General features: G+C 63.6%; 16 protein-coding genes. 7 read left to right on the top strand and 9 right to left on the bottom strand.

Features of this window, described 5'->3' with window-relative positions:
* The first annotated feature begins 71 nt into the window (after positions 1–71).
* Both R4P65_RS15985 and R4P65_RS15990 read left to right on the top strand, forming a co-directional pair.
* Entirely contained in the window at positions 72–1,652 is a 1,581-nt protein-coding gene (locus R4P65_RS15985) for an SLC13 family permease (protein ID WP_317827236.1), read from the top strand.
* Positions 1,652–2,539, top strand: a complete 888-nt coding sequence (locus R4P65_RS15990) for a cyclase family protein (RefSeq protein WP_317827237.1) — start codon at positions 1,652–1,654, stop codon at positions 2,537–2,539. Before R4P65_RS15985 ends, R4P65_RS15990 begins: the two co-directional genes overlap by 1 nt.
* 34 nt (positions 2,540–2,573) lie before the next feature.
* Here R4P65_RS15990 and R4P65_RS15995 read toward each other — a convergent pair whose 3' ends face one another.
* Entirely contained in the window at positions 2,574–3,779 is a 1,206-nt protein-coding gene (locus R4P65_RS15995; protein ID WP_317827238.1) for a PQQ-dependent sugar dehydrogenase, read from the bottom strand.
* A 108-nt stretch (positions 3,780–3,887) separates the two neighbouring features.
* Positions 3,888–5,429, bottom strand: a complete 1,542-nt coding sequence (locus R4P65_RS16000; RefSeq protein WP_317827239.1) for an HNH endonuclease signature motif containing protein — start codon at positions 5,427–5,429, stop codon at positions 3,888–3,890.
* 95 nt (positions 5,430–5,524) lie between these two features.
* On the opposite strand from R4P65_RS16000, the gene R4P65_RS16005 reads away from it, so the two are divergent.
* The gene (locus R4P65_RS16005) at positions 5,525–5,869 is read left to right on the top strand and encodes a DUF4288 domain-containing protein (RefSeq protein WP_317827240.1); all 345 of its coding nucleotides are present in this window, start codon (positions 5,525–5,527) and stop codon (positions 5,867–5,869) included.
* A 12-nt stretch (positions 5,870–5,881) separates the two neighbouring features.
* On the opposite strand, the gene egtD is transcribed toward R4P65_RS16005, so the two are convergent.
* From egtD to R4P65_RS16030, 5 genes are all read right to left on the bottom strand, one after another.
* Positions 5,882–6,853: an L-histidine N(alpha)-methyltransferase gene (gene egtD / locus R4P65_RS16010; protein ID WP_317827241.1), complete on the bottom strand. Its 972-nt coding sequence runs from the start codon at positions 6,851–6,853 to the stop codon at positions 5,882–5,884.
* Entirely contained in the window at positions 6,850–7,596 is a 747-nt protein-coding gene (gene egtC / locus R4P65_RS16015; RefSeq protein ID WP_230814256.1) for an ergothioneine biosynthesis protein EgtC, read from the bottom strand. Before egtC ends, egtD begins: the two co-directional genes overlap by 4 nt.
* Position 7,597: 1 nt before the next feature.
* The gene (gene egtB, locus R4P65_RS16020; protein ID WP_317827242.1) at positions 7,598–8,905 is read right to left on the bottom strand and encodes an ergothioneine biosynthesis protein EgtB; all 1,308 of its coding nucleotides are present in this window, start codon (positions 8,903–8,905) and stop codon (positions 7,598–7,600) included.
* Positions 8,902–10,125, bottom strand: a complete 1,224-nt coding sequence (egtA, locus tag R4P65_RS16025) for an ergothioneine biosynthesis glutamate--cysteine ligase EgtA (protein ID WP_317827243.1) — start codon at positions 10,123–10,125, stop codon at positions 8,902–8,904. Before egtA ends, egtB begins: the two co-directional genes overlap by 4 nt.
* A 78-nt stretch (positions 10,126–10,203) precedes the next feature.
* A complete protein-coding gene (locus tag R4P65_RS16030) occupies positions 10,204–11,478 on the bottom strand; it encodes an APC family permease (RefSeq protein WP_317827244.1) in 1,275 nt (424 codons plus the stop codon).
* A gap of 14 nt (positions 11,479–11,492) precedes the next feature.
* Here R4P65_RS16030 and R4P65_RS16035 point away from each other — a divergent pair, with 14 nt between their 5' ends.
* Complete coding sequence (locus R4P65_RS16035) at positions 11,493–12,674, top strand: aminotransferase class V-fold PLP-dependent enzyme (protein WP_317827245.1); 1,182 nt, start codon at positions 11,493–11,495, stop codon at positions 12,672–12,674.
* 82 nt (positions 12,675–12,756) lie between these two features.
* The gene (locus R4P65_RS16040; RefSeq protein ID WP_317827246.1) at positions 12,757–14,217 is read left to right on the top strand and encodes an FAD-dependent oxidoreductase; all 1,461 of its coding nucleotides are present in this window, start codon (positions 12,757–12,759) and stop codon (positions 14,215–14,217) included.
* On the opposite strand, the gene R4P65_RS16045 is transcribed toward R4P65_RS16040, so the two are convergent.
* Positions 14,214–15,419, bottom strand: coding sequence for a GAF domain-containing protein (locus R4P65_RS16045; RefSeq protein ID WP_317827247.1), 1,206 nt, complete (start codon positions 15,417–15,419; stop codon positions 14,214–14,216). The genes R4P65_RS16040 and R4P65_RS16045 overlap by 4 nt on opposite strands.
* A gap of 290 nt (positions 15,420–15,709) precedes the next feature.
* Here R4P65_RS16045 and R4P65_RS16050 point away from each other — a divergent pair, with 290 nt between their 5' ends.
* Positions 15,710–16,318 (top strand): 50S ribosomal protein L25/general stress protein Ctc, encoded by a 609-nt coding sequence (locus R4P65_RS16050; protein ID WP_230814263.1) that lies wholly within the window; start codon positions 15,710–15,712, stop codon positions 16,316–16,318.
* Between the two features lie 108 nt (positions 16,319–16,426).
* Positions 16,427–16,999, top strand: a complete 573-nt coding sequence (pth, locus tag R4P65_RS16055) for an aminoacyl-tRNA hydrolase (protein WP_230814264.1) — start codon at positions 16,427–16,429, stop codon at positions 16,997–16,999.
* 3 nt (positions 17,000–17,002) lie between these two features.
* On the opposite strand, the gene R4P65_RS16060 is transcribed toward pth, so the two are convergent.
* Positions 17,003–18,637 (bottom strand): fatty acyl-AMP ligase, encoded by a 1,635-nt coding sequence (locus R4P65_RS16060; RefSeq protein WP_317827248.1) that lies wholly within the window; start codon positions 18,635–18,637, stop codon positions 17,003–17,005.
* Positions 18,638–18,761: the final 124 nt, after the last annotated feature.

Raw genomic sequence — 18,761 nt, forward strand, 5'->3', positions numbered from 1 at the left:
GCGTCCATCCCACGGCCCCGTCTCCCTTGCGAGACGGGGCCGTTCTGTATGAGGAGGTACCTTTACGAATCGTGAATGACATCACCATCACCTTTGTCGTGCTTGCACTGGTCGTGGCGCTGTTCGTGATCGGCCGAATCCCGGTCGGCATCATCGCGATCGGCACTGCCCTGGCGCTGTACGCCACCGGCGTGATCACGATGGAGCAGGCGCTTGCCGGATTCGGCGATCCCACGGTGGTGTTCATCGCCGCGCTTTTTGTTGTCAGCGAAGCCCTCGATGCCACCGGTGTCACCACGTGGGCGGGCGAGAAACTGCTGGCGAAAGTCGGTGAATCCCGAGTCCGTCTCGTGAGTGCGATCATGTTGCTGGTTGCCGCGTTGACCGCATTGATCAGCGTCAACGGAGCCGTAGCCGCGTTGGTACCGATGGTGGTTGTCTTGGCAGTACGTCTCGGTAAATCGACGTCACAACTGCTTCTGCCGTTGGCATTTGCCGCCCATGCCGGATCGATGCTCACCTTGACCGGAACACCGGTCAACATCATTGTTTCCGAAGCCGCCAAGGAATCCGGGGCCGGTGCTTTCGGGTTCTTCAGTTTCACCTTGGTCGGTGCGCCGCTCGTATTGGGAACGATTGCGATCGCCGTACTTCTCGGTCCTCACGTCCTCCCCCATCGTGCAGGGACGTCGATGTCGCCTGACCTGAGCCGGCATGCCAAGACCCTCGCGAAGCAGTATCAGCTCATGGGAATGGATGCGCCGTCCGCAGAGCCCTTGATCACCAAGCACGACGGTGTGGTCGAAGTGATCATCCCGCCGCGCTCGGAAATGATCGGCGACAGGGCTTTTCCCGGCATGGTGACCGACAGTGGAGATCTGGTGATACTCGCAGTCCAGCGCGCCGGTGAGGACTGCGGCCCCAAGGGCGTCAAGTTGGCGGCCGGTGACACGCTTCTCCTGCAAGGCAGCTGGGACGATCTCGACACCCACACCGCGGTGGATCCGAACGTCCTCGTGGTCGACGCACCAGCCCAGATCCGTAAGCAGGCAGCCCCGTTGGGAACCCGCGCGGTCATCGCTCTCGTCGTCGTCGCGGCGATGGTCGTGATGCTGACGTTCGGATTGGTACCGTCGGCGATAGCCGGACTCCTCGCGGCGTGCGCGATGGTTCTGTTGCGTGTGATCAGCGTGGAGCAGGCGCATCGGTCCATCTCGTGGACAACGTTGATTCTCGTCGGAGGAATGATCCCGCTGTCGACCGCGATTCAGCAGACCGGCGCAGCCGAGAAACTCGCGCATGCGTTCGTCGACGTCGTCGGTGGTGCAAGCCCGTATGTCGTCGTCGCCGGACTCTTTGTCGTGACGGCGACTCTGGGCCAGCTGATCAGCAACACTGCAACCGCGTTGATCATCACGCCGATCGCAATCTCGGTCGCCATCGAACTCGACATCTCGGTGCTGCCCCTTCTGATGACGGTCACCGTCGCTGCCGCGGCCTCCTTCCTGACGCCCGTAGCCACTCCCGCGAACATGATGGTGATGGGGCCTGGCGGGTACAAGTTCGGCGACTACTGGAAGCTCGGACTCCCGATGTTGTTGTGGTTCCTGATCGTTGCAACGGTGTTGATCCCAGTGATCTGGAGTTTCTGATGTGCTCACCGAAGGTCTTGTCGGAGGTCTACGAATCGATCGGACGCGAAGGCAGGAAGGTCAGCCGTCGATCGATGTTCGCGGCGCTGGGCACCGGTGCCCTCGGCGCGGCCGTCATGGCCGGCGCTGTACAGCCCACTGCGTCGGCAGCACCAACCGGCCAGACCATCGTCGATCTGACCCACGTACTGACGCCGGAGTTCCCGGTGTGGCCGGGCGCGCGCTCGTTCGAGATGAGGAACCTGGCGAAGATCGCCGACGCCGGCGGCTCTCTGGGCTCGCTCGGGTCCGCCGGGTTAGGTGGAAACTTCTACCTCAACGAACTCCACCTCGAAGAACACACTGGTACTCACATCGACGCTCCCGCACACGCCAGTGCGGACGGAATCACCGTCGAGAAGATTCCAGTCGCCGACCTCGTCGTGCCGATTGCGGTCGTCGACATCAGTGCCCGAGCCTCCGTCGACCCTGACACACTGCTCACCCGCCAGGACATCCTCGATTGGGAGTCCCTCCATGGGAAGATCGCTCCCCGCAGCCTGGTTGCGATGAACTCGGGTTGGGATACCCGGGCCGGTGCCGGTGGGGCCTTCACGAATCGAGATGCACTCGGCGTGCAGCACACACCGGGATTCGACCCCGAGGCGATCGACTTTTTGGTGTCCGAGCGCGCCATCGTCGCCGTGGGCTCGGACACCCTCAGCATCGACGCGGGCCGAAGCACGACCCACGGGGCTCACCGAAGCGCTTTGGGCTCAGGAAAATACGCAGTCGAAGCCCTCGCAAACCTTTCCGTACTGCCAGCCGTCGGCGCCACGGTGATGGTGGGCGCGCCGACGCACGCGGGTGGTTCCGGTGGTCCGTGCCGGGTAATCGCCTGGTACTGAAGGCTCTGGTGTTAAAGGCTGACGTGTTGAGAAATCAGGGCGTGGGTGTCACCCGAAGCACCTTGTCGCCTGTTCCGTTGTCCGTGGTCACCAGAAGCGAACCGTCGGGCGTCGGAGTCACCGACCGCAAGCGACCGAACTGGTTCTCCAACCCAAAGGTCTGAGCGTCGACCGAACGGCCGTCGGCACTGAGGCGGAGGAAGATCAGTTCCTTGCTCTTGAGACCACCCATCACAAGCGCTCCGTCCCAGGCACCCCACGCAGCTCCGCTGGTGAAGGCTGCGCTGGCGGTAGCCAACGTGGAGCTACCTGAACGCCACACCGCCGCAACTGCTCCCGGCACGCGCACGGGATCGGTCATCGGCACGGATTCGTCGTACGTTCCGGGAAGCCGATCCGGGCGGTAGCCGTAGTTTCCGCCCGGGGTAAGCAGGTTGACCTCGTCGTCGACGCTGGTGCCCTGCTCAACCGAGTACACCCGGCCGGTTCCAGGTTGCACGGCCAAGCCTTGGACGTTGCGGTGACCGAGCGTGTAGACGGGGCTGCTTGCATTCGGATTTCCCGCCGCCGGCGTTCCGTCGGCGTTGATGTGCAAGACCTTACCGCCCAGCGAATTCGGATCCTGCGGGACGCTCGGTGTCGCGGTGTCACCCGTTCCGACGAACAGCGTTCCGTCCTGGTCCGCAAGAATTCGGCAACCCCCGTGACGCCCGGACGAGACCGGGATTCCTGGCAATACAGTTCCGATTCGAGTGAGCGCGGTCCATCCGGCGTCGACGGTCCACGAGATCACTCGAACGTCCGTGACTCCCCCAGCGCTGAATCCTTGACAGGTGTACAGGGTGCGCGACTGAGCGAAGTCGCGGGCAAGCGCGATGCCCATGAGGCCGGTTTCGGACTGAGCGTAGAGATCCGAAAGGTCAGCAGAGACTGGACCTGTCGTGTTGTCGCTTCGGCGCACGAAGAATCCGCCGGACCGTTGTCCCGTCAGGATTGCACCGTCCGGGGCCGCCGCGACATCCCAAGGGTGATCGAGTCCGTCGACGAGCGTGGTGACCGACAACTGTGGGAGGGTGTTCTCGATGGGGATGTCCGGGTCTTCGCCACCCAGCGATCCGGTGCTTCCGTTGCCGAAACTGCCGGGGTCGAAAGGGAATGGTTGAGCCACGCTCTGCGTTACCGGCATCACCAGTACTGCAGTCAGGGCCACGGTCAATGCGGCGAGCTTCGGATGACGCACGCGTTCTCCTCGGGTCGGAAACCGTTCTGCGCCTCACTATAAACGGACAAACACCATTTTTCGGGCCCTCTCGCTATACCCGCAGGCCACAGGAGAAACGAAACCCCTTCAGAAGTCGGCAAACTCCGGCAAGGCGTTCGCCAGTGGGGACGCGTTACGTCTTGATGCAGATCGTGCTTTCCTCCAGCCGGGCACACTACAGTCCAGGAGGTATTCAAGATCCGCTTCCACACCCCTGTCCCGAAGTCCGAAACGTCGTTCCAGCGCATCGTCGTCCGTCAATTGCGGTCTCGCCGCGTCGGGCACTCTCAATTCGGGGTCACAGAATGAGCCTACGGGCGCGGTAACCGTTCGTCGTCCTGAGGGATCTGTCCACTCCAGAAGACCACCTCCGATTTGCTTCACCGTCCACCTGCCAAACATCTTCAGTCGGTGATGTTTTCGACACAAGCAGGCCAAGTTACGCTCTGCAGTAGGCCCTCCCTGAGCGGGGTTGCCGTGATCGAACGGCACCGTGTGATCGATATCGCAACTATCAGAACGCACAACACAATTCGGAAAGCGGCACGTACCGTCTCGCGTCCTTACAATCGTCGCCAACGCCGCGGACGGCTGGTACGTGGATTCACCGCGCCGCGAACCACTATTCCTTCTCGAGCGATTACCCATTGCCACAGCGGGCAATATCTCCGGTGAGCGCATCGACCGACCCACGCCGAGCACCGGTCCGACTGCCCCCGCAGTCGAAGAACGTTGCACCTCGGACGGTGCAAGGGTGAGGACTCTCTGCCACGTGGCGTCCGCGGCGATCGCGCGCGCAAGGTCAGCATCGATGTGGCCGTACCCCTGCAAATAGCCTGGCAGGTCGTCGAATCCGAGCAGGGTGGAAGCGTTGACACCCACAAGAATTGTCGCAATCGGGAGCGCGGAGGTCTTCGAGTCGTCCGTACGGGTGCAATCGCCGTCGCACTGACAATCCAACGACGTCTTTCCTTCCGCCAATGCGATCAGTGCATCGGCACGACGTTGCCCGAAAGTTCTCGGATCGGAACCACACACCTGCATCGACATCGCACGGAGTCTTGTGGCCAAAGTCTGAGCGCCGACCGCTGGAAGCATTCCGTCCAGAGTCGACATACCGTCGTGCGACGCGCACGTCCGAACGTCCCGATCCGCCTCCGCACGAACTCGCCGGGCACGCACCCCATCAGGGTCGTGCCGAGCAATGAGACCTCGTGCGCGCGCCTTCAACTTGTTACCGGTTGCACGACAGGCACCGTCCACTAGGAGTCGCTCGATCTCATCGAGCACGTGCTCGGAAACATTGGCGAGAGCTTCGGACAGTGCCGTCGCTTTGGCCAGATCTATGTCACCGCAAGCAAAAGCGGCCGCCACCCGCGGAAGTCGCCAGCGCAGGTCACATCCCAGTGCAATCATTTTCTGCGCGGCGTACTCCGTAATGCTCAGTATCGACGCGATCTCCACGTGCGCGAATTGACCCCGAAAAGCCTCATTGACTCCAACCGCGGCATCCTCCTCACAACGGTCCAGGTACAGCGCAGTGACCGCGTCGATCTCGAGGAAGTGGGCGCGCGCGATTTCCGCATGCTGCCGAAACAGCGCGTCCGCGGAAGTCTTCGATTCGAACATATGGGCGATTCTACGGGCACCCGCCGACAAGTTTTGCGGAATCCCGGGGTATTCACCGATACCCTTTGCGCTCCGATGTCACTACGTTCAATCGCATGACTCAGCATCCGACACGAGATCAACCGTACTTCGGCATAGCGATATTCGAGTTGGGGAAGAATGACGGAGTCGGGTGCTTCTACCGAGAGGACTGTTATCTCATCTGGGCTGGCGACCCCGCTGAGGCGCGGTCAAAATTCGAACGCAAGGCCAGCGAGCAGGAGTATCCGGTCGGCGCGAGCGATGACCAGTCCTATGTAAAACTCGCGCATCTCGTGGATCTTGCGCCGGTGTCCGACACTGTCCATACTGGCACCGTAGATCTCTACTCCCGACACTTCTCAAATATTGCCGCCTACAGAACTTTTGAGGCACTTCTAGGAGGAGACAGCATCCTCTGACGTGCGCCCACTTCACGCCCGCTGCGCGCACAACAGCGCGAAGCGCTGATCCCGATCCGTCCACACCTGCCGCACCCCGAAACCCGCCGATGCGAGCTCCGCGGCAATCCCGCCCTCGGTGAACTTCGCCGAGATCTCGGTGCGCAGCTGCTCGCCCGCTGCGAAGGTGATCTCCAGATCCAGCTCGTCGATCCGGACCGAGAGTTCACGAAGCGCTTCCAGCCGCATCTCGATCCACTGGTTCTCGGCGTCCCAGAGCGCGACGTGACGGAAGTCCTCCAAGGGAAAGTTCGCTCCCAGTTGCTTGTTCAGGACCGCGAGAACATTGAGGTTGAACTGTGCCGTCACGCCGGCAGCGTCGTCGTACGCGGGCACGAGAACAGCCGGATCGATCACCAATCCGACGCCCAGGATCAGGTTCTCCCCCGGATCCAGCACCGCTGCAATGCCCGAGAGGAACTCGGCGCGTTCTGCCGGAACGAGATTGCCGAGAGTTCCACCGAGAAACGCGACCGCCCGCCGTCCACCACCGGGCAGATGATGCAGCGAGCCTGTGAAGTCACTGACCACCCCGACCACATCGATGCCGGGGAACTCGGCACCGACCTGCCGCGCCGCGCCTTCCAGTGCCGTCACCGAAACATCCTGCGGTACATACGTTCGCAGAGTTCCGCGCGCGGTCATTGCATCGAGTAGCAACCGCGTCTTCTCCGAGGAACCGGAACCCAGTTCGATCAGGATCTCAGGTTCGGTCAACGCAGCGATCTCGTCGGCGTACTGCGCGAGCAGGCCGCGCTCGGTACGGGTGGGGTAGTACTCGGGTAAGGCCGTGATCTCCTCGAACAATTCACTTCCACGCGCGTCGTAAAACCATTTGGGCGAGAGCCACTTCGGCGTAGCGGTCAGACCCTCCCTGGCCTCGGCTCGCAGTGCGTCGACCGATTCGGCCGGTGTCAGATAAACCTCGAGCGTAGGGGTTTTCATTGTTCTCCCATCGGTATCGGGGTGATGATCAAATGGCCAGGACGCGCGCAGACGATGTGCCGGTCCGGCACCTGCTCCCAGTCCGGCGATCGATCGAACGGTTCGGAAACGATCAGGGCTCGCGACTCGTCGACCCGCGTGTACAACGTGTGGCCCCAGGCCGTGGCCCATAGTTCCTGTCCGTCGCCGAACAGGAGGTTCAGTCGTGAATCCGGTGCCGCCGCAGCCACATCGTGAACGAGGCTCGTCACGGCGGCTTCCACGGGCTTCGACTTCAACCGATGCCGAAGCACTGTCCACAACAAGGCGGCATCCGTCGGGGCGGGCATCTTCAGCAGTTCGACGGCCGGAACTTCTGCCGCCAAGTCGGCAAGTGAACCAGGCCAACCGGATACCGCTCCGTTATGGCTGAAAGCGTAGGTTCCGTCGACAAAAGGTGCGCAGGCACCGATCTCGACGGCCATCCCCTCCGTCGCGGAACGTACGGCGGCGAGAACGGATCCGGAAACGATGTGGGACAACGTCTCGTCGACGGTCGGGTCCGACCAGATCGGCGAAATGCTGCGATACCGCCCCTGTCTTCCGTCGTTCCACCACACCGCGCCGAATCCGTCGGCATTGATGGTCCCGCCTCCACGCATCTCACGTGGTGCCCACGACTGTCGCATCAGTGAGTTCTCGCCGTCGTGGAGGAGCTCACGAACCGAACGTGGCGGCCCGAGATACCCGAGGTGCCGACACATGTCAGGATCTACCCGAAATCGTTCTGGCGCAGCGAAAACCCGAGAAGATCTGGCGTCTGATCGGATGGTCCCAGTTGCGGAACGTCCCCCGGCAGGCAACGCTGTCGGTCCCGAACGATCCCCCGCGCAACACTTTGTAGTCGCCGCCGAAGAACACCTCCGAATACTCCCGATACGGGAAGGCCCGGAAGCCGGGATACGGATGGAATCCCGAAGACGTCCACTCCCACACGTCGCCGATCAACTGCTCGACACCCGCTGCCGACGCCCCCGCCGGGTACGAGCCGACGCCGGCTGGACCGAGGTGGCGTTGACCGAGATTGGCAAGATTCTCGTCTGCGGACACGTCCCCCCACGGGAACCGTCGTGATCTTCCGGATTCCGGATCCCACCGTGCGGCCTTTTCCCACTCCGCCTCGGTGGGAAGCCTTTTACCCGCCCAATTCGCGTAGGCTTCGGCTTCGTAGAAGCTCACATGCACGACCGGCTTGTCCGGTGGGACCGGCGCCTCGACGCCGAAAGTCTCGTGCCACCAACCCGAACTGTCATGTTCCCAGAACAGAGGCGCTCGAAGCTTCGCGTCGACGCGATGCCGCCAACCGTCTCGAGACCACAGTTCCGGTCGGGAATAGCCGCCGTCCTCGATGAATTCGATGAACTGCCCGTTGGTGACCGGGAATCTGTCGATTGCGAAATCAGTGAGATAGACCTGATGTGCAGTGCGCTCGTTGTCGAGTGCCCACGGCTCGTCGTCGGTCCCCATGACGAAGGAACCGGCTGCGATGGTGACCTCGTCGAGTTCCGGCGTGCAGCCTGCTTGCGGAGCGGGTGTCGCAACGAGTGCCGCCGGCCCCGAACGTAATTGGTGTGTCGCGAGCATAGTCTCGGCGTGTTGCTGTTCGTGCTGGGCGATCATCCCGAAGGCAAACCCGTCCACGTCGAGTTCTGTGCGCCCGAACGTGCTGGCTTCGAGCACATCCCACACCTTCCCACGAACCGTACGTACGTATTCGCGCGCCTCGGCCGGGTTGAGCAGGGGAAGTGTGGGTCTCGACGACCTCGAATGCTTGAAAGCGTCGTACAACTCGTCTATGTCGCTACGCACCGGATCGCGGCCACCGACATCGCGCACCAGCCAGAGTTCCTCTTGATTGCCGATGTGCGCCAGGTCCCACACGAGCGGACTCATCAACGGGGAATGCTGAGCGATCAATTCGGTATCGTCGACGCAGTCGGTGAGCAGCGTCGACCGCTCACGCGCTCGCAGAAGTACGGCCTCGACCGCTTCTTTGGTGATCTCCCCCGTCATGTGTCGCTCTCACCGGGCACGATTGCGCGACAGCACCGTTCGGCTGCGGCATCGAGAAGGCGAACAAACTGGGGTTCCGGCGCGTACGACGCGGCAAGCGACATCAGAGATGTTGCCGCCGAACGCAGTTCGACGTCGTCCAAACCGTACTCTGCCGCATCCCGCCACCTCCCGGCTGTCGACGCTGCAGCATCACTCGCCTCGCGCATCACAGCGGGCCCGGACAGCAACGCGTCGACCGCTGCTATCGGCACTCGCCACAAATCTCCCGGTTGTGCGTCGATGTAGCGAACCTCCAGATGGCCGACAGCGCGAACCGGCGGGAACAGCGTCGACAGGTGATAGTCCAAGTCCGCCCAGACGGGACGACGTCCGATCTCGGCATCCAAGGCGCCGTCGATCCAGTCCGCGAATGTCGCACCCCTCGGAGCCGTCCAATCATCGCCTTCGTTTCGCACACACATGAGCGGAACGTCGAGCGCCCGGGCGGCGTAGTCCTGCGCTTCCGGGATGGCGGCTGTGCGCCAGGAATCGAGCTCGAGCCACGTCCGCATGCGTTGGGAAGCCCAATCCCCCCTCGGAACCCCTTGCAAGCGTGGAGAACACGCAAATGCTGCGATGAGAGCCGGGCCCATGTCCCCGAGGAGCCGCCAACGCTGGGCGATGGACTCCGGACTCCCGCCGGCATCGACACTGACCTGCACTGCTGCGGTATTGCACATCATCAAGGTGCCGTACGGGCCTATCCCGGCGAAGCGGGATTCCATTGCGCAGTAACGCGGCAACCGGAGAATGCGAGATGGCGGGCGGGCGACGTCGGCCGCGGCAGAACTGATTTCTATGGAGTACGACGCGAGGAGAGATTCGAGAGTCCGACGGTCTTCGTCGAGACAGTCACACAGTTCACGGGCGGACGTGCGCGGAGCGGACGAGAGTTCGATCTGTCCGCCGGGTTCTACGGTGACCAGGCTGCCACGAGGGAGCGGAACCGCCGGTGAATCCGGGTCGATGCTGGTGGGTGCGTGTCGCCCGAGTGCTCTTGCCAGCGTCGCGGCGGATGGCCGCTCCCCACCGGGATCTTGCCTGGTCAGCCACTCGACCTCGGCTCCGACCAAGCGGGGTGGCCCCTGTTTGAAGCACACACCACCGACGTAGGCCTCGGCCGCAGGACGCGTATCCACCTGCATGGTCTGTGCTGCTGTCAACGCTGCTGTCACCATTCGACTTCCCCTTCGGGCGGTCTTCGCGGTCGTTACCGACGATAGAACGCCTACGTCCGAGATGCACCCATTGTGGTGTTACGTGTCGTTGAATTTCTTCAGTCGTATCCACCGGTACCCACAACCGGCCAGAACCACACCTACCCCGGAAACAACCGCGATCCACGGAAGTGTGACCACCAGAACGACACAACCGGCCGCCCCGACTGCCTGCAGCCACTTCGGATACATCCGGTCCACTCCGCGCTGGCTGTACGCGCTCACGTTCGCAACGAAGTAGTAGAGCAGCACTCCGAACGACGAAAAGCCGATCACGCCACGAAGATCGGTTGTCGAGACCAAAGCGATCACAACGGCTCCGACCACAAGTTCTGCATGGTGAGGGACTGCGTACCGTGGATGGACGGCAGCCAGGGCAACGGGCAGATCACTCTCGCGGGCCATTGCCATCGCCGTACGACTCACCCCGGCGATCAGAGCCAGCAGCGCCCCCGCCGACGCCGCCGCGGCACCGATCACCACCACGGGGACGGCCCAATTCCACCCGGCTGCGCTCACTGCATCGGCCAGGGGCCGCGCCGAATTCGCCAGCCGATCAGGCCCCAGCGTCACCAACAGCACCACCGCAACCAACGCATAGAGGACAACCGCGATGGTGAGTGCAATCAGAATCGCCCGCGGAATCGTGCGGCGCGGATCACGCACTTCCTCCCCCAGCGTCGCGATCCTGGCGTAACCGGCGAAGGCAAAGAAGAGCAGCCCCGCCGACTGCAGAATCCCGTACCACGACCCGAACACGAGATCCGGGAGCTCACGTATGGCGCCAGGTCCCACGACGGCAATCAGCAACGCCACACACAATGCCGTCGTCGACACGGCGACGATCACCCGGGCCATGTGCGCCGTCCGCGTCACTCCGCGGTAGTTGACCGCAACCAGAGCCGCCACCACCAGTACCGCGGCGGGGACACGCCAGGCCGCAGGAGCAACGTACGTAGCGAAGGTCAGAGCCATTGCCGCGCAACTCGCGATCTTCCCGATCACGAACGACCAGCCTGCGGCAAACCCCCACCAGGGTCCGAGCTGCTCACGTCCGTAGACGTACGTCCCACCTGACGTGGGGTATCTCGACGCAAGCTGCGCCGACGACGTCGCATTGCAGTAGGCGACGAACGCTGCGATCGCCAGGCCCACAAGCAACCCGGTACCGGCTACTGCGGCAGCGGGCGCGAACACCACGAAGACTCCGGCGCCGATCATCGCGCCGAGGCCGATCACCACGGCATCGGCCGTGCCCAGTCTTCGCTCCATCGGGACAGCTTCGTTCACAGGTAGTTTGAACCACACCGACATGAACGGAAGGTGCCATGTTCGATCTCGACACGATCCGCCGCGACACTCCCGGATGCCTCGACAAGGTGTTCCTCGACAGTGCGGGATCCTCGCTCCCGCCCGAGCCGGTGCTGACCACCATGATCGAGCACCTGCGACGTGAAGCCGACGTCGGCGGGTACGTCGCCGCTGCTCGCCAGAGCGGCGCACTGGCTGCTGTTCCGCATTCACTGGCCCGGGTCATCGGCGCCCAGGCAACCGATATCGCGTTGACCGACAGCGCAACCCGCGCGTGGAACGACTTCTTCGCTGCCGTTCCACTCGGACCTGGTGATCGAATCCTCATCAGCGGAGTCGAATACGCGAGCAACGCAATCGCCGCTCTGGGGCGGGCGCGTTCCACCGGCGCCGGCGTCGAGGTCATTCCGAGCGATCAGTACGGACGCATCGACCTCGACGCACTCGAGAACATGCTCGACGATCGGGTTCGACTCGTCTCCGTCGTACACGTCCCCACCAACGGCGGCTTGATCAACCCGGTCCGTGAGGTCGTCGAATTGGCCAGAGCCCACGGCTCCCTCGTTCTGCTCGACGCGTGCCAGTCCGTCGGCCAGTTGCCCATCGACGTCACCGAACTCGGCGTCGACGCGCTCAGCGCCACCGGCCGCAAGTGGCTCCGCGGGCCACGCGGAACCGGATTCCTGTACGTCCGCCCCGGACTCGTCGACGCGCTCGAACCCGCTGCGATGGACCTGCACGGAGCGGAATGGACCAGCGAGAACAGCTTCGTCCCTGCGCCGGACACAACACGATTCGAACTCTGGGAAACGAGTGTCGCTGCGCGCCTGGGTCTCGGCGTCGCCGCAGACTATTTGCTCTCGATCAGCCCCGACACGGCGTGGGAACAGATCGAATCCCGAGCCTGCGCATTGAGGGAAGGTCTGGCCGCGATTCCCGGAGTCGAAGTCCGCGATCGAGGAACCCATCTGAGCGGCATCGTTTCCTTCACCGTAGACAGTATTTCCGAGCATCGGGTGCGGGATCAGCTTGCAGCACAGAACATCACCGTCACCGTCAGCGGTCGCGGGTCCACCCTCCTCGACATGGATGCCCGCGGGCTCGACGCCGTGGTTCGCGCATCGCCGCACTACTTCGTCGACGAAGCCGACCTGGACACATTTCTGGGCGCGGTCAGGAGTTTGCAAACTTCCCGTTGACCGGGACCATGCCTGATCTGGGGAAGTCGAAACTGCAACTGTGTGATGACCAGTAGTTTCGCCTTCCGAGAGGACGCTTCGCATGGCCGACCCCACCGTCAAACCGATCTCCGCTGCCGACATCACCACCTGGGACTACGAGGCCGACGTCGTCGTCGCCGGATACGGCATCGCCGGCGTCACCGCTGCGATCGAAGCGGCGCGGTCCGGCGCCGAGGTTCTCGTCCTGGAGCGAACGGGCGGCTGGGGTGGAGCAGCATCGCTGGCGGGCGGATTCATCTACCTGGGCGGTGGAACGCCGCTACAGAAGGCGTGTGGGTTCGAGGATTCGGTCGAGAACATGAAGACGTTCATGAAGGCAGCGCTCGGCCCCGGAACCGACGACGCAAAGATCGACGCGTATTGCGAGGGCAGTGTCGATCACTACAACTGGCTCGTCGATGCCGGCGTTCCGTTCAAGGAGTCCTTCTGGGGTCAGCCCGGCTGGGAACCGCCGTACGACGACGGCCTGATGTACTCGGGAGGCGAGAACGCCGCGCCGTTCAACACCCTCGTCGATCCCGCGCCCCGCGGACACGTTCCGCAGATGTCCGAGAAGAATACCGGAGAGCGGGGCGGCGGCTACATGCTGATGAAGCCACTCGTCGAGACGGCCGAAAAGCTCGGTGTCCGAGCAGAATACGATCTGCGCGTCCAAACTCTGGTGGTAGACGGCGATCGGGTTGTCGGCGTAGTCGCCAAGCGCTACGGCAAAGACGTCACGATTCGCGCACGCAAGGGCGTGGTGCTGGCGATGGGCAGCTTCGCGTACAACAACGAGATGGTGCGCTCGAACGCACCGCGTATCTTCGGCCACCCGGCGGCCTCCATCGAGGCGCACGACGGCCGCGCAATCCAGATCGGTCAGGCACTCGGCGCCGACACCGCGCACATGGACGCCACCGAGGTCGCGTTCTTCTGCGACCCGCAGTTGATGGTGCGCGGCATTCTTGTCAACGGCCGCGGTCAGCGATACATCCCCGAGGACACTTACCCCGGCCGCATCGGCCAGGCAACGCTGTTCCAGCAGGACAACCAGGCATTCCTCGTCATCGACGAAGCTGCATACGAGGAAGGCATGAATGCCGAGTCGTCCAGTGCGCAGTTGCGGGCGCAGCCGAGTTGGGTGGCGGAAACCGTCGAGGAACTCGAAGCCGAGATGGGGTTGCCCGCCGGATCGTTGCAATCGACGGTCGACCTCTACAACCGGCACGCGGCTGAAGGGTCGGACCCGGTGCTGGGGAAGAAGGGCGAGTGGGTGAAGCCGATTGTCGGCCCGTTCGCGGCAATCGATCTGCGCGGACGCACGGGCGGATTCACGCTCGGCGGGTTGAAGACCACCGTCGACTCCGAGGTTCTGCACGTCTCCGGTGAGCCGATTCCGGGATTGTTCGCGGCGGGCCGGTGCACTTCCGGTGTGTGCGCGGGTGGTTACGCCAGTGGAACCAGCCTCGGTGACGGCAGCTTCTTCGGACGACGTGCCGGAATCAGCGCAGCGCGCTAGATCACCACCACCCGCACGCCGTCGGCAAAGCGGTACGGCTGAGTCTGCAGGACCGCGCCGAGGTGTTTCCGCAGTCTGGACACCTCGGCGCGCACTGCCACCACATGCTCGCGATCACCGAAGAGCACTTCGCTCAGGCCTGCGGCATCCACGCCCGCCGAACCGACCGCTGCCAGGGCCCTCAAGATCTGGGCGTGCCGCGGCGAGAGCGCTCGCGTCCAGTTGGCGTCACCACGCACCGTCACCTGCGGCGATGCGCCGAGGGACAGCTCCAGCTCGATCACCGGCCCGCCGAGGCCGGTGCGCAACAGCCAGCCGTCCCCGAGCGGCTCGGGCAGACACATCCCCAGCCCTGGCACGATGACGGGCTTTCCCGCGCTCGGCGCGGCCACGCGGTCGGGCGCGGCTATCCCGCTGGCGCCGGCCACCCATCCGAACTCGTCGACCACCAATGCCGGACCGGTCCCGGCCGCGAACAACGGTGCTGCCCGCGAGCGCAGACGCTCGAGCTGAGCTGCGTGCTCGCGCCACAGCGTCGCCTCCGCGAGGCGAACCGCGGTGCGAACCAGAGCGACGGTGGTGGGATGCACCGAGGCTGCTGACCCACTGATGTCCACCACTCCCAGAATCTCGCCCGTCCGCGGGTCGTGCACGGGCGAACCGGTACACGACCAATTGTGGTGAGTTGGCGCATAGTGCTCGGCCGAGAAGAGTTGCACCGCAGAATCTTCGATCAGCGCGGTACCTATCGCGTTGGTACCGACCGACTGCTCCGACCAGCGCGCACCTTCGGCGAATCCGAGTGCGTCCGCCGCCCGCTTGACTGCCTTCGCACCCTCGCGCCAGAGCAGGACTCCTTCGGCGTCGGCAACGACCACGATGAAGCCCGCGTCTTCGGCCACCTCGGTCAGAGTGGTTCGCAACTCGGGCAGAACCGAGCGTAGTGCGGTACGCGAACGCCTCGACTCCAACTCGGAGAAATCAGCGACAGCAGACGCGCCGCAGTGATCCGGCGTGAGCCCGCCCGCAGCCACTCTCGACCACGACCGTGCCACGACGGTCCGCGGCTGCGCCGGTGGTTCCTGCCCGGAGAGAACTGCATCGTGCACCCGACTGAGAAGGCGAGCATGCTGCGACAGATCGGTACCCGGCACGACGGCACCGAGCCGACTGCCGTCGGGAGCGTTCCCCAGGGTGGTCACTCCGTCAGGCTACCGCTTTCGATGTGACGCGAACCACGTCCACACGGCCAGGTCTGCGCCACCTGCGATTAGCGGCGAGGAGCAAACTCCGGTAACGTATCCAAAGTTGTCTCGGCGAGGGTGAATCGCAGCAGTTCCACAAGTTGCAGGTTTACCGTGATCGACGCGGCTACGGCTCAGCTCGAGCGTTTCGCTCCTGGCCGTGTGCGCGCCTGTCCCCCTTTTCGCAGGCAAAACCACACGTCAGTAAACCGAGCACGAACCCCGTGAGTTGTAGGAGCCGTTTCATCATGTCTGAAGAAAACAACCTCGTCGCCGTCGTCCGCACCGAATTCGGCAAGGGCGCAGCTCGCCGCGCACGTCGCGACGGCCAGGTCCCCACGGTTCTGTACGGCCACGGCGAAGATCCCCGCCACCTCAACGTGCCGGCTCGCGACTTCGCTCGCATCCTCCGCGCACAGGGCACCAACGCCATCCTCACCCTCGACATCGAGGGCACGGAGCAGGTTGCACTGACCAAGTCGGTCGTCGTGCACCCCATCCGCAGCTACATCGAGCACGCTGACCTCCTCGTCATCAAGAAGGGCGAGAAGGTCACCATCGACGTTCACGTCGTAGTCGTCGGTGACGCTGCTGCAGGCACCATGGTCGCGCAGGATGCATCCACCATCTCCATCGAGGCAGACGCCCTCCACATCCCCGAGCAGATCGAGGTTTCGGTCGAGGGCCTCGAAATCGGCACCCAGATCCTCGCAAGCCAGCTCGAACTGCCCACCGGCTCCGTCCTGCAGGCTGACGCTGACACCCTGATCGTCAACGTCGTTGCTGCACCCACCGAGGCTGACCTCGAAGAGGGCGCAGAAGCTCCCGCCGCCGACGAGGCTGCAGAAGAGGCCTGATCCTCTCGGTTCCTACAGAACTCACTGCGCGCGGCGCGTCATTCCGATTCGGAGTGACGCGCCGTTCGCGCGTCGCAGGAAAAAGAACAAGCCAGAAAGTAGCGTCCGTTGAGCACAGATACCGCCCTCGTCATCGGCCTGGGTAACCCCGGCCCGCAGTACGAGAAGACTCGGCACAACGTCGGTTTCATGGTCGCAGGCACCCTTGCCGGACGCATAGGCGGAAAGTTCAACGTACACAAGAAGAGTGGCGCCGAGATCGTCGAAGGTCGCCTCGCCGGCCGACGCGTGGTCCTCGGAAAGCCGCGCTCGTACATGAATCTCTCGGGCGGCGCGGTCGCCGGTCTCGCACGATTCTTCTCGGTCGATGCCGCGAACATCATCGTCGTCCACGACGAACTGGATCTCGATTTCGGGACCATCAGGCTCAAACTCGGTGGCGGCGAAGGCGGCCACAACGGGCTGCGGTCCATTTCGAGTTCGTTGACCACCAAGGACTACCTGCGCACGCGCGTCGGGATCGGTCGCCCGCCGGGCCGCATGGACCCGGCGGACTACGTTCTCAAACCGTTCTCGTCCACGGAGCGAAAAGAACTCGATCTCGTGTGTGAAGAAGCTGCGGATGCAGTGGAGCTACTGCTCGAACTCGGGCTCGAGGCAGCACAGAACCGTCTGCACTGACGATCAGTTACCCAGCAGGGCAGCTGAATTGGCGCGGCGAAGCTTTCCCGACGACGTCTTCGGGATACTGCCGGGACCAAGGACCGCAACGGCGCGAGGGCGCACGCCGACGTCTGCGACCACGGCGTGGACCACTTCGCGCTCGATGCGCTTGACCTCTTCCGGATCCTCGAAAGCGTTGGTCTCGACGGCGACGGCAAAGCTCTCACGCTTCTGGCCGGCATCCAGGCGAATGGCGACTGCATTTCCCGGGCGCACACCGGCAACGCTCCCGGCCGCCCGCTCGATGTCGGTCGGATACACGTTCCGGCCACCCATGATGATGACGTCCTTGACTCGCCCGCACACCACAACCAGGCCTTCTTCGGTGAAATAACCGACGTCACCGGTGTCTAGCCAACCGTCGGCGTCCTGGGCCGGCTTGTGTCCGTCGACGGTGACATACCCGGGGGTGACTGCCTTGCCGCGAACCTCGATGATTCCGACGCCGCGAGCCGGGAGCACCTGGCCGTCGCGGTCGACGATGCGTCCCTCGAGGTCAGGCACCATCTTTCCCAGCGTGGCGAGGGCGCGCGCATTGGGACGATTGGACGGCACCGCGCGGGACATCGACTCGAGGAAATCGGGATCGACGTAGTCGAGAACCTGACCCTGATCGGGATCCGGAATCGACACCGCCAGGGTGGTTTCCGCCATTCCGTACACGGGAGCCAGCGCAGTCGGGTTCAAACCGAAACGCGCGCCGGCCGCGGCGAGGGCATCCATCGTGTCGGGATCCACCGGCTCGGCACCGTTCCACATGTATCGGACGCTGGACAGGTCGACCGCCCCGTCCTCTGCCTGCGCGAGTCGACGCGCCAAGAGGGAGTATGCGAAGTTCGGTGCGGCCGTGACAGTTCCGCCGTACTTGCCCATCAGTTCCGCCCACAGCACAGGGGTGCGGAGGAAATCCATCGGTGTGATGCTGATGACCTCGGCGCCCACCTGCATCGGAACCGTCAAGAACCCGACCATGCCCATGTCGTGGAACAGCGGAAGCCAGCTCACCATCACGTCGTCTTCGATGGAGAACTTGATGCGGTTGATCATCGCGTAGGCATTTGTGTAGAAGTTCTCGTGCGTGATCTGCACGGCCTTGGGCGAACCGGTGGAACCGGACGTCAACTGCTGGAGCGCGATATCCGATTCGACCGTTTCCACGGGATCGATCGACGTTCCGCCACGAAGCTCGTCCACCGTCACGACGGTGATGCCACGCTCTTCGAGTAGCGGCTTGGCCGCATCGAAGGGCGCGCCCAGAATCACGGCTTTTGCCGAGATCATGTCGATCACCGTCTCGGTGTCCTGAGCCCAGACACCCAGATCCGTTCGGGGGGTCGGCTGATGAAGCATCGTCACCGACGCACCGCGCATCCACGTCGCCTGGCAGGCAGGCGCAATGTCGACGGGCTGTCCAGCGAGAATGCCGATCGCAACGCCACGGTCTATACCGACCTCAGCCAGCCCGCCGGCCATGCGCCGCGCCTCCTGATGGATGTCGCCCCAGGTCTGACGGAAAGCGTTGTCGGGCTCTCCCGTCACCAGGCCGCGGTCGGTGACTGCGGCGGTCGCATACATCTCTTCGGTGAACTTGCTCAACGCAACTCCTCGGTCAGTGTCACTCTTCGATCACTGCAACTCTTCGCAGGACACAAATGGCTGTGTGTTCGAACACACACATACTTGGATAATCAGCGATCGTTCGCCGAGTGTTACGCCGCAG

This window comes from Rhodococcus sp. IEGM 1318 (assembly GCF_033142465.1).
GTDB classification, from domain to species: domain Bacteria; phylum Actinomycetota; class Actinomycetes; order Mycobacteriales; family Mycobacteriaceae; genus Rhodococcus_F; species Rhodococcus_F qingshengii_B.

What these genes read in the sequence shown, in the direction of transcription:
- R4P65_RS15990 (WP_317827237.1), top strand. Translation starts at nt 1,652, where the DNA reads ATGTGCTCACCGAAGGTCTTGTCGGAGGTCTACGAATCGATCGGACGC.
- R4P65_RS16000 (WP_317827239.1), bottom strand. Translation starts at nt 5,429, where the DNA reads ATGTTCGAATCGAAGACTTCCGCGGACGCGCTGTTTCGGCAGCATGCG.
- R4P65_RS16005 (WP_317827240.1), top strand. Translation starts at nt 5,525, where the DNA reads ATGACTCAGCATCCGACACGAGATCAACCGTACTTCGGCATAGCGATA.
- egtD (WP_317827241.1), bottom strand. Translation starts at nt 6,853, where the DNA reads ATGAAAACCCCTACGCTCGAGGTTTATCTGACACCGGCCGAATCGGTC.
- egtC (WP_230814256.1), bottom strand. Translation starts at nt 7,596, where the DNA reads ATGTGTCGGCACCTCGGGTATCTCGGGCCGCCACGTTCGGTTCGTGAG.
- egtB (WP_317827242.1), bottom strand. Translation starts at nt 8,905, where the DNA reads ATGACGGGGGAGATCACCAAAGAAGCGGTCGAGGCCGTACTTCTGCGA.
- egtA (WP_317827243.1), bottom strand. Translation starts at nt 10,125, where the DNA reads ATGGTGACAGCAGCGTTGACAGCAGCACAGACCATGCAGGTGGATACG.
- R4P65_RS16030 (WP_317827244.1), bottom strand. Translation starts at nt 11,478, where the DNA reads ATGTCGGTGTGGTTCAAACTACCTGTGAACGAAGCTGTCCCGATGGAG.
- R4P65_RS16035 (WP_317827245.1), top strand. Translation starts at nt 11,493, where the DNA reads ATGTTCGATCTCGACACGATCCGCCGCGACACTCCCGGATGCCTCGAC.
- R4P65_RS16040 (WP_317827246.1), top strand. Translation starts at nt 12,757, where the DNA reads ATGGCCGACCCCACCGTCAAACCGATCTCCGCTGCCGACATCACCACC.
- R4P65_RS16050 (WP_230814263.1), top strand. Translation starts at nt 15,710, where the DNA reads ATGTCTGAAGAAAACAACCTCGTCGCCGTCGTCCGCACCGAATTCGGC.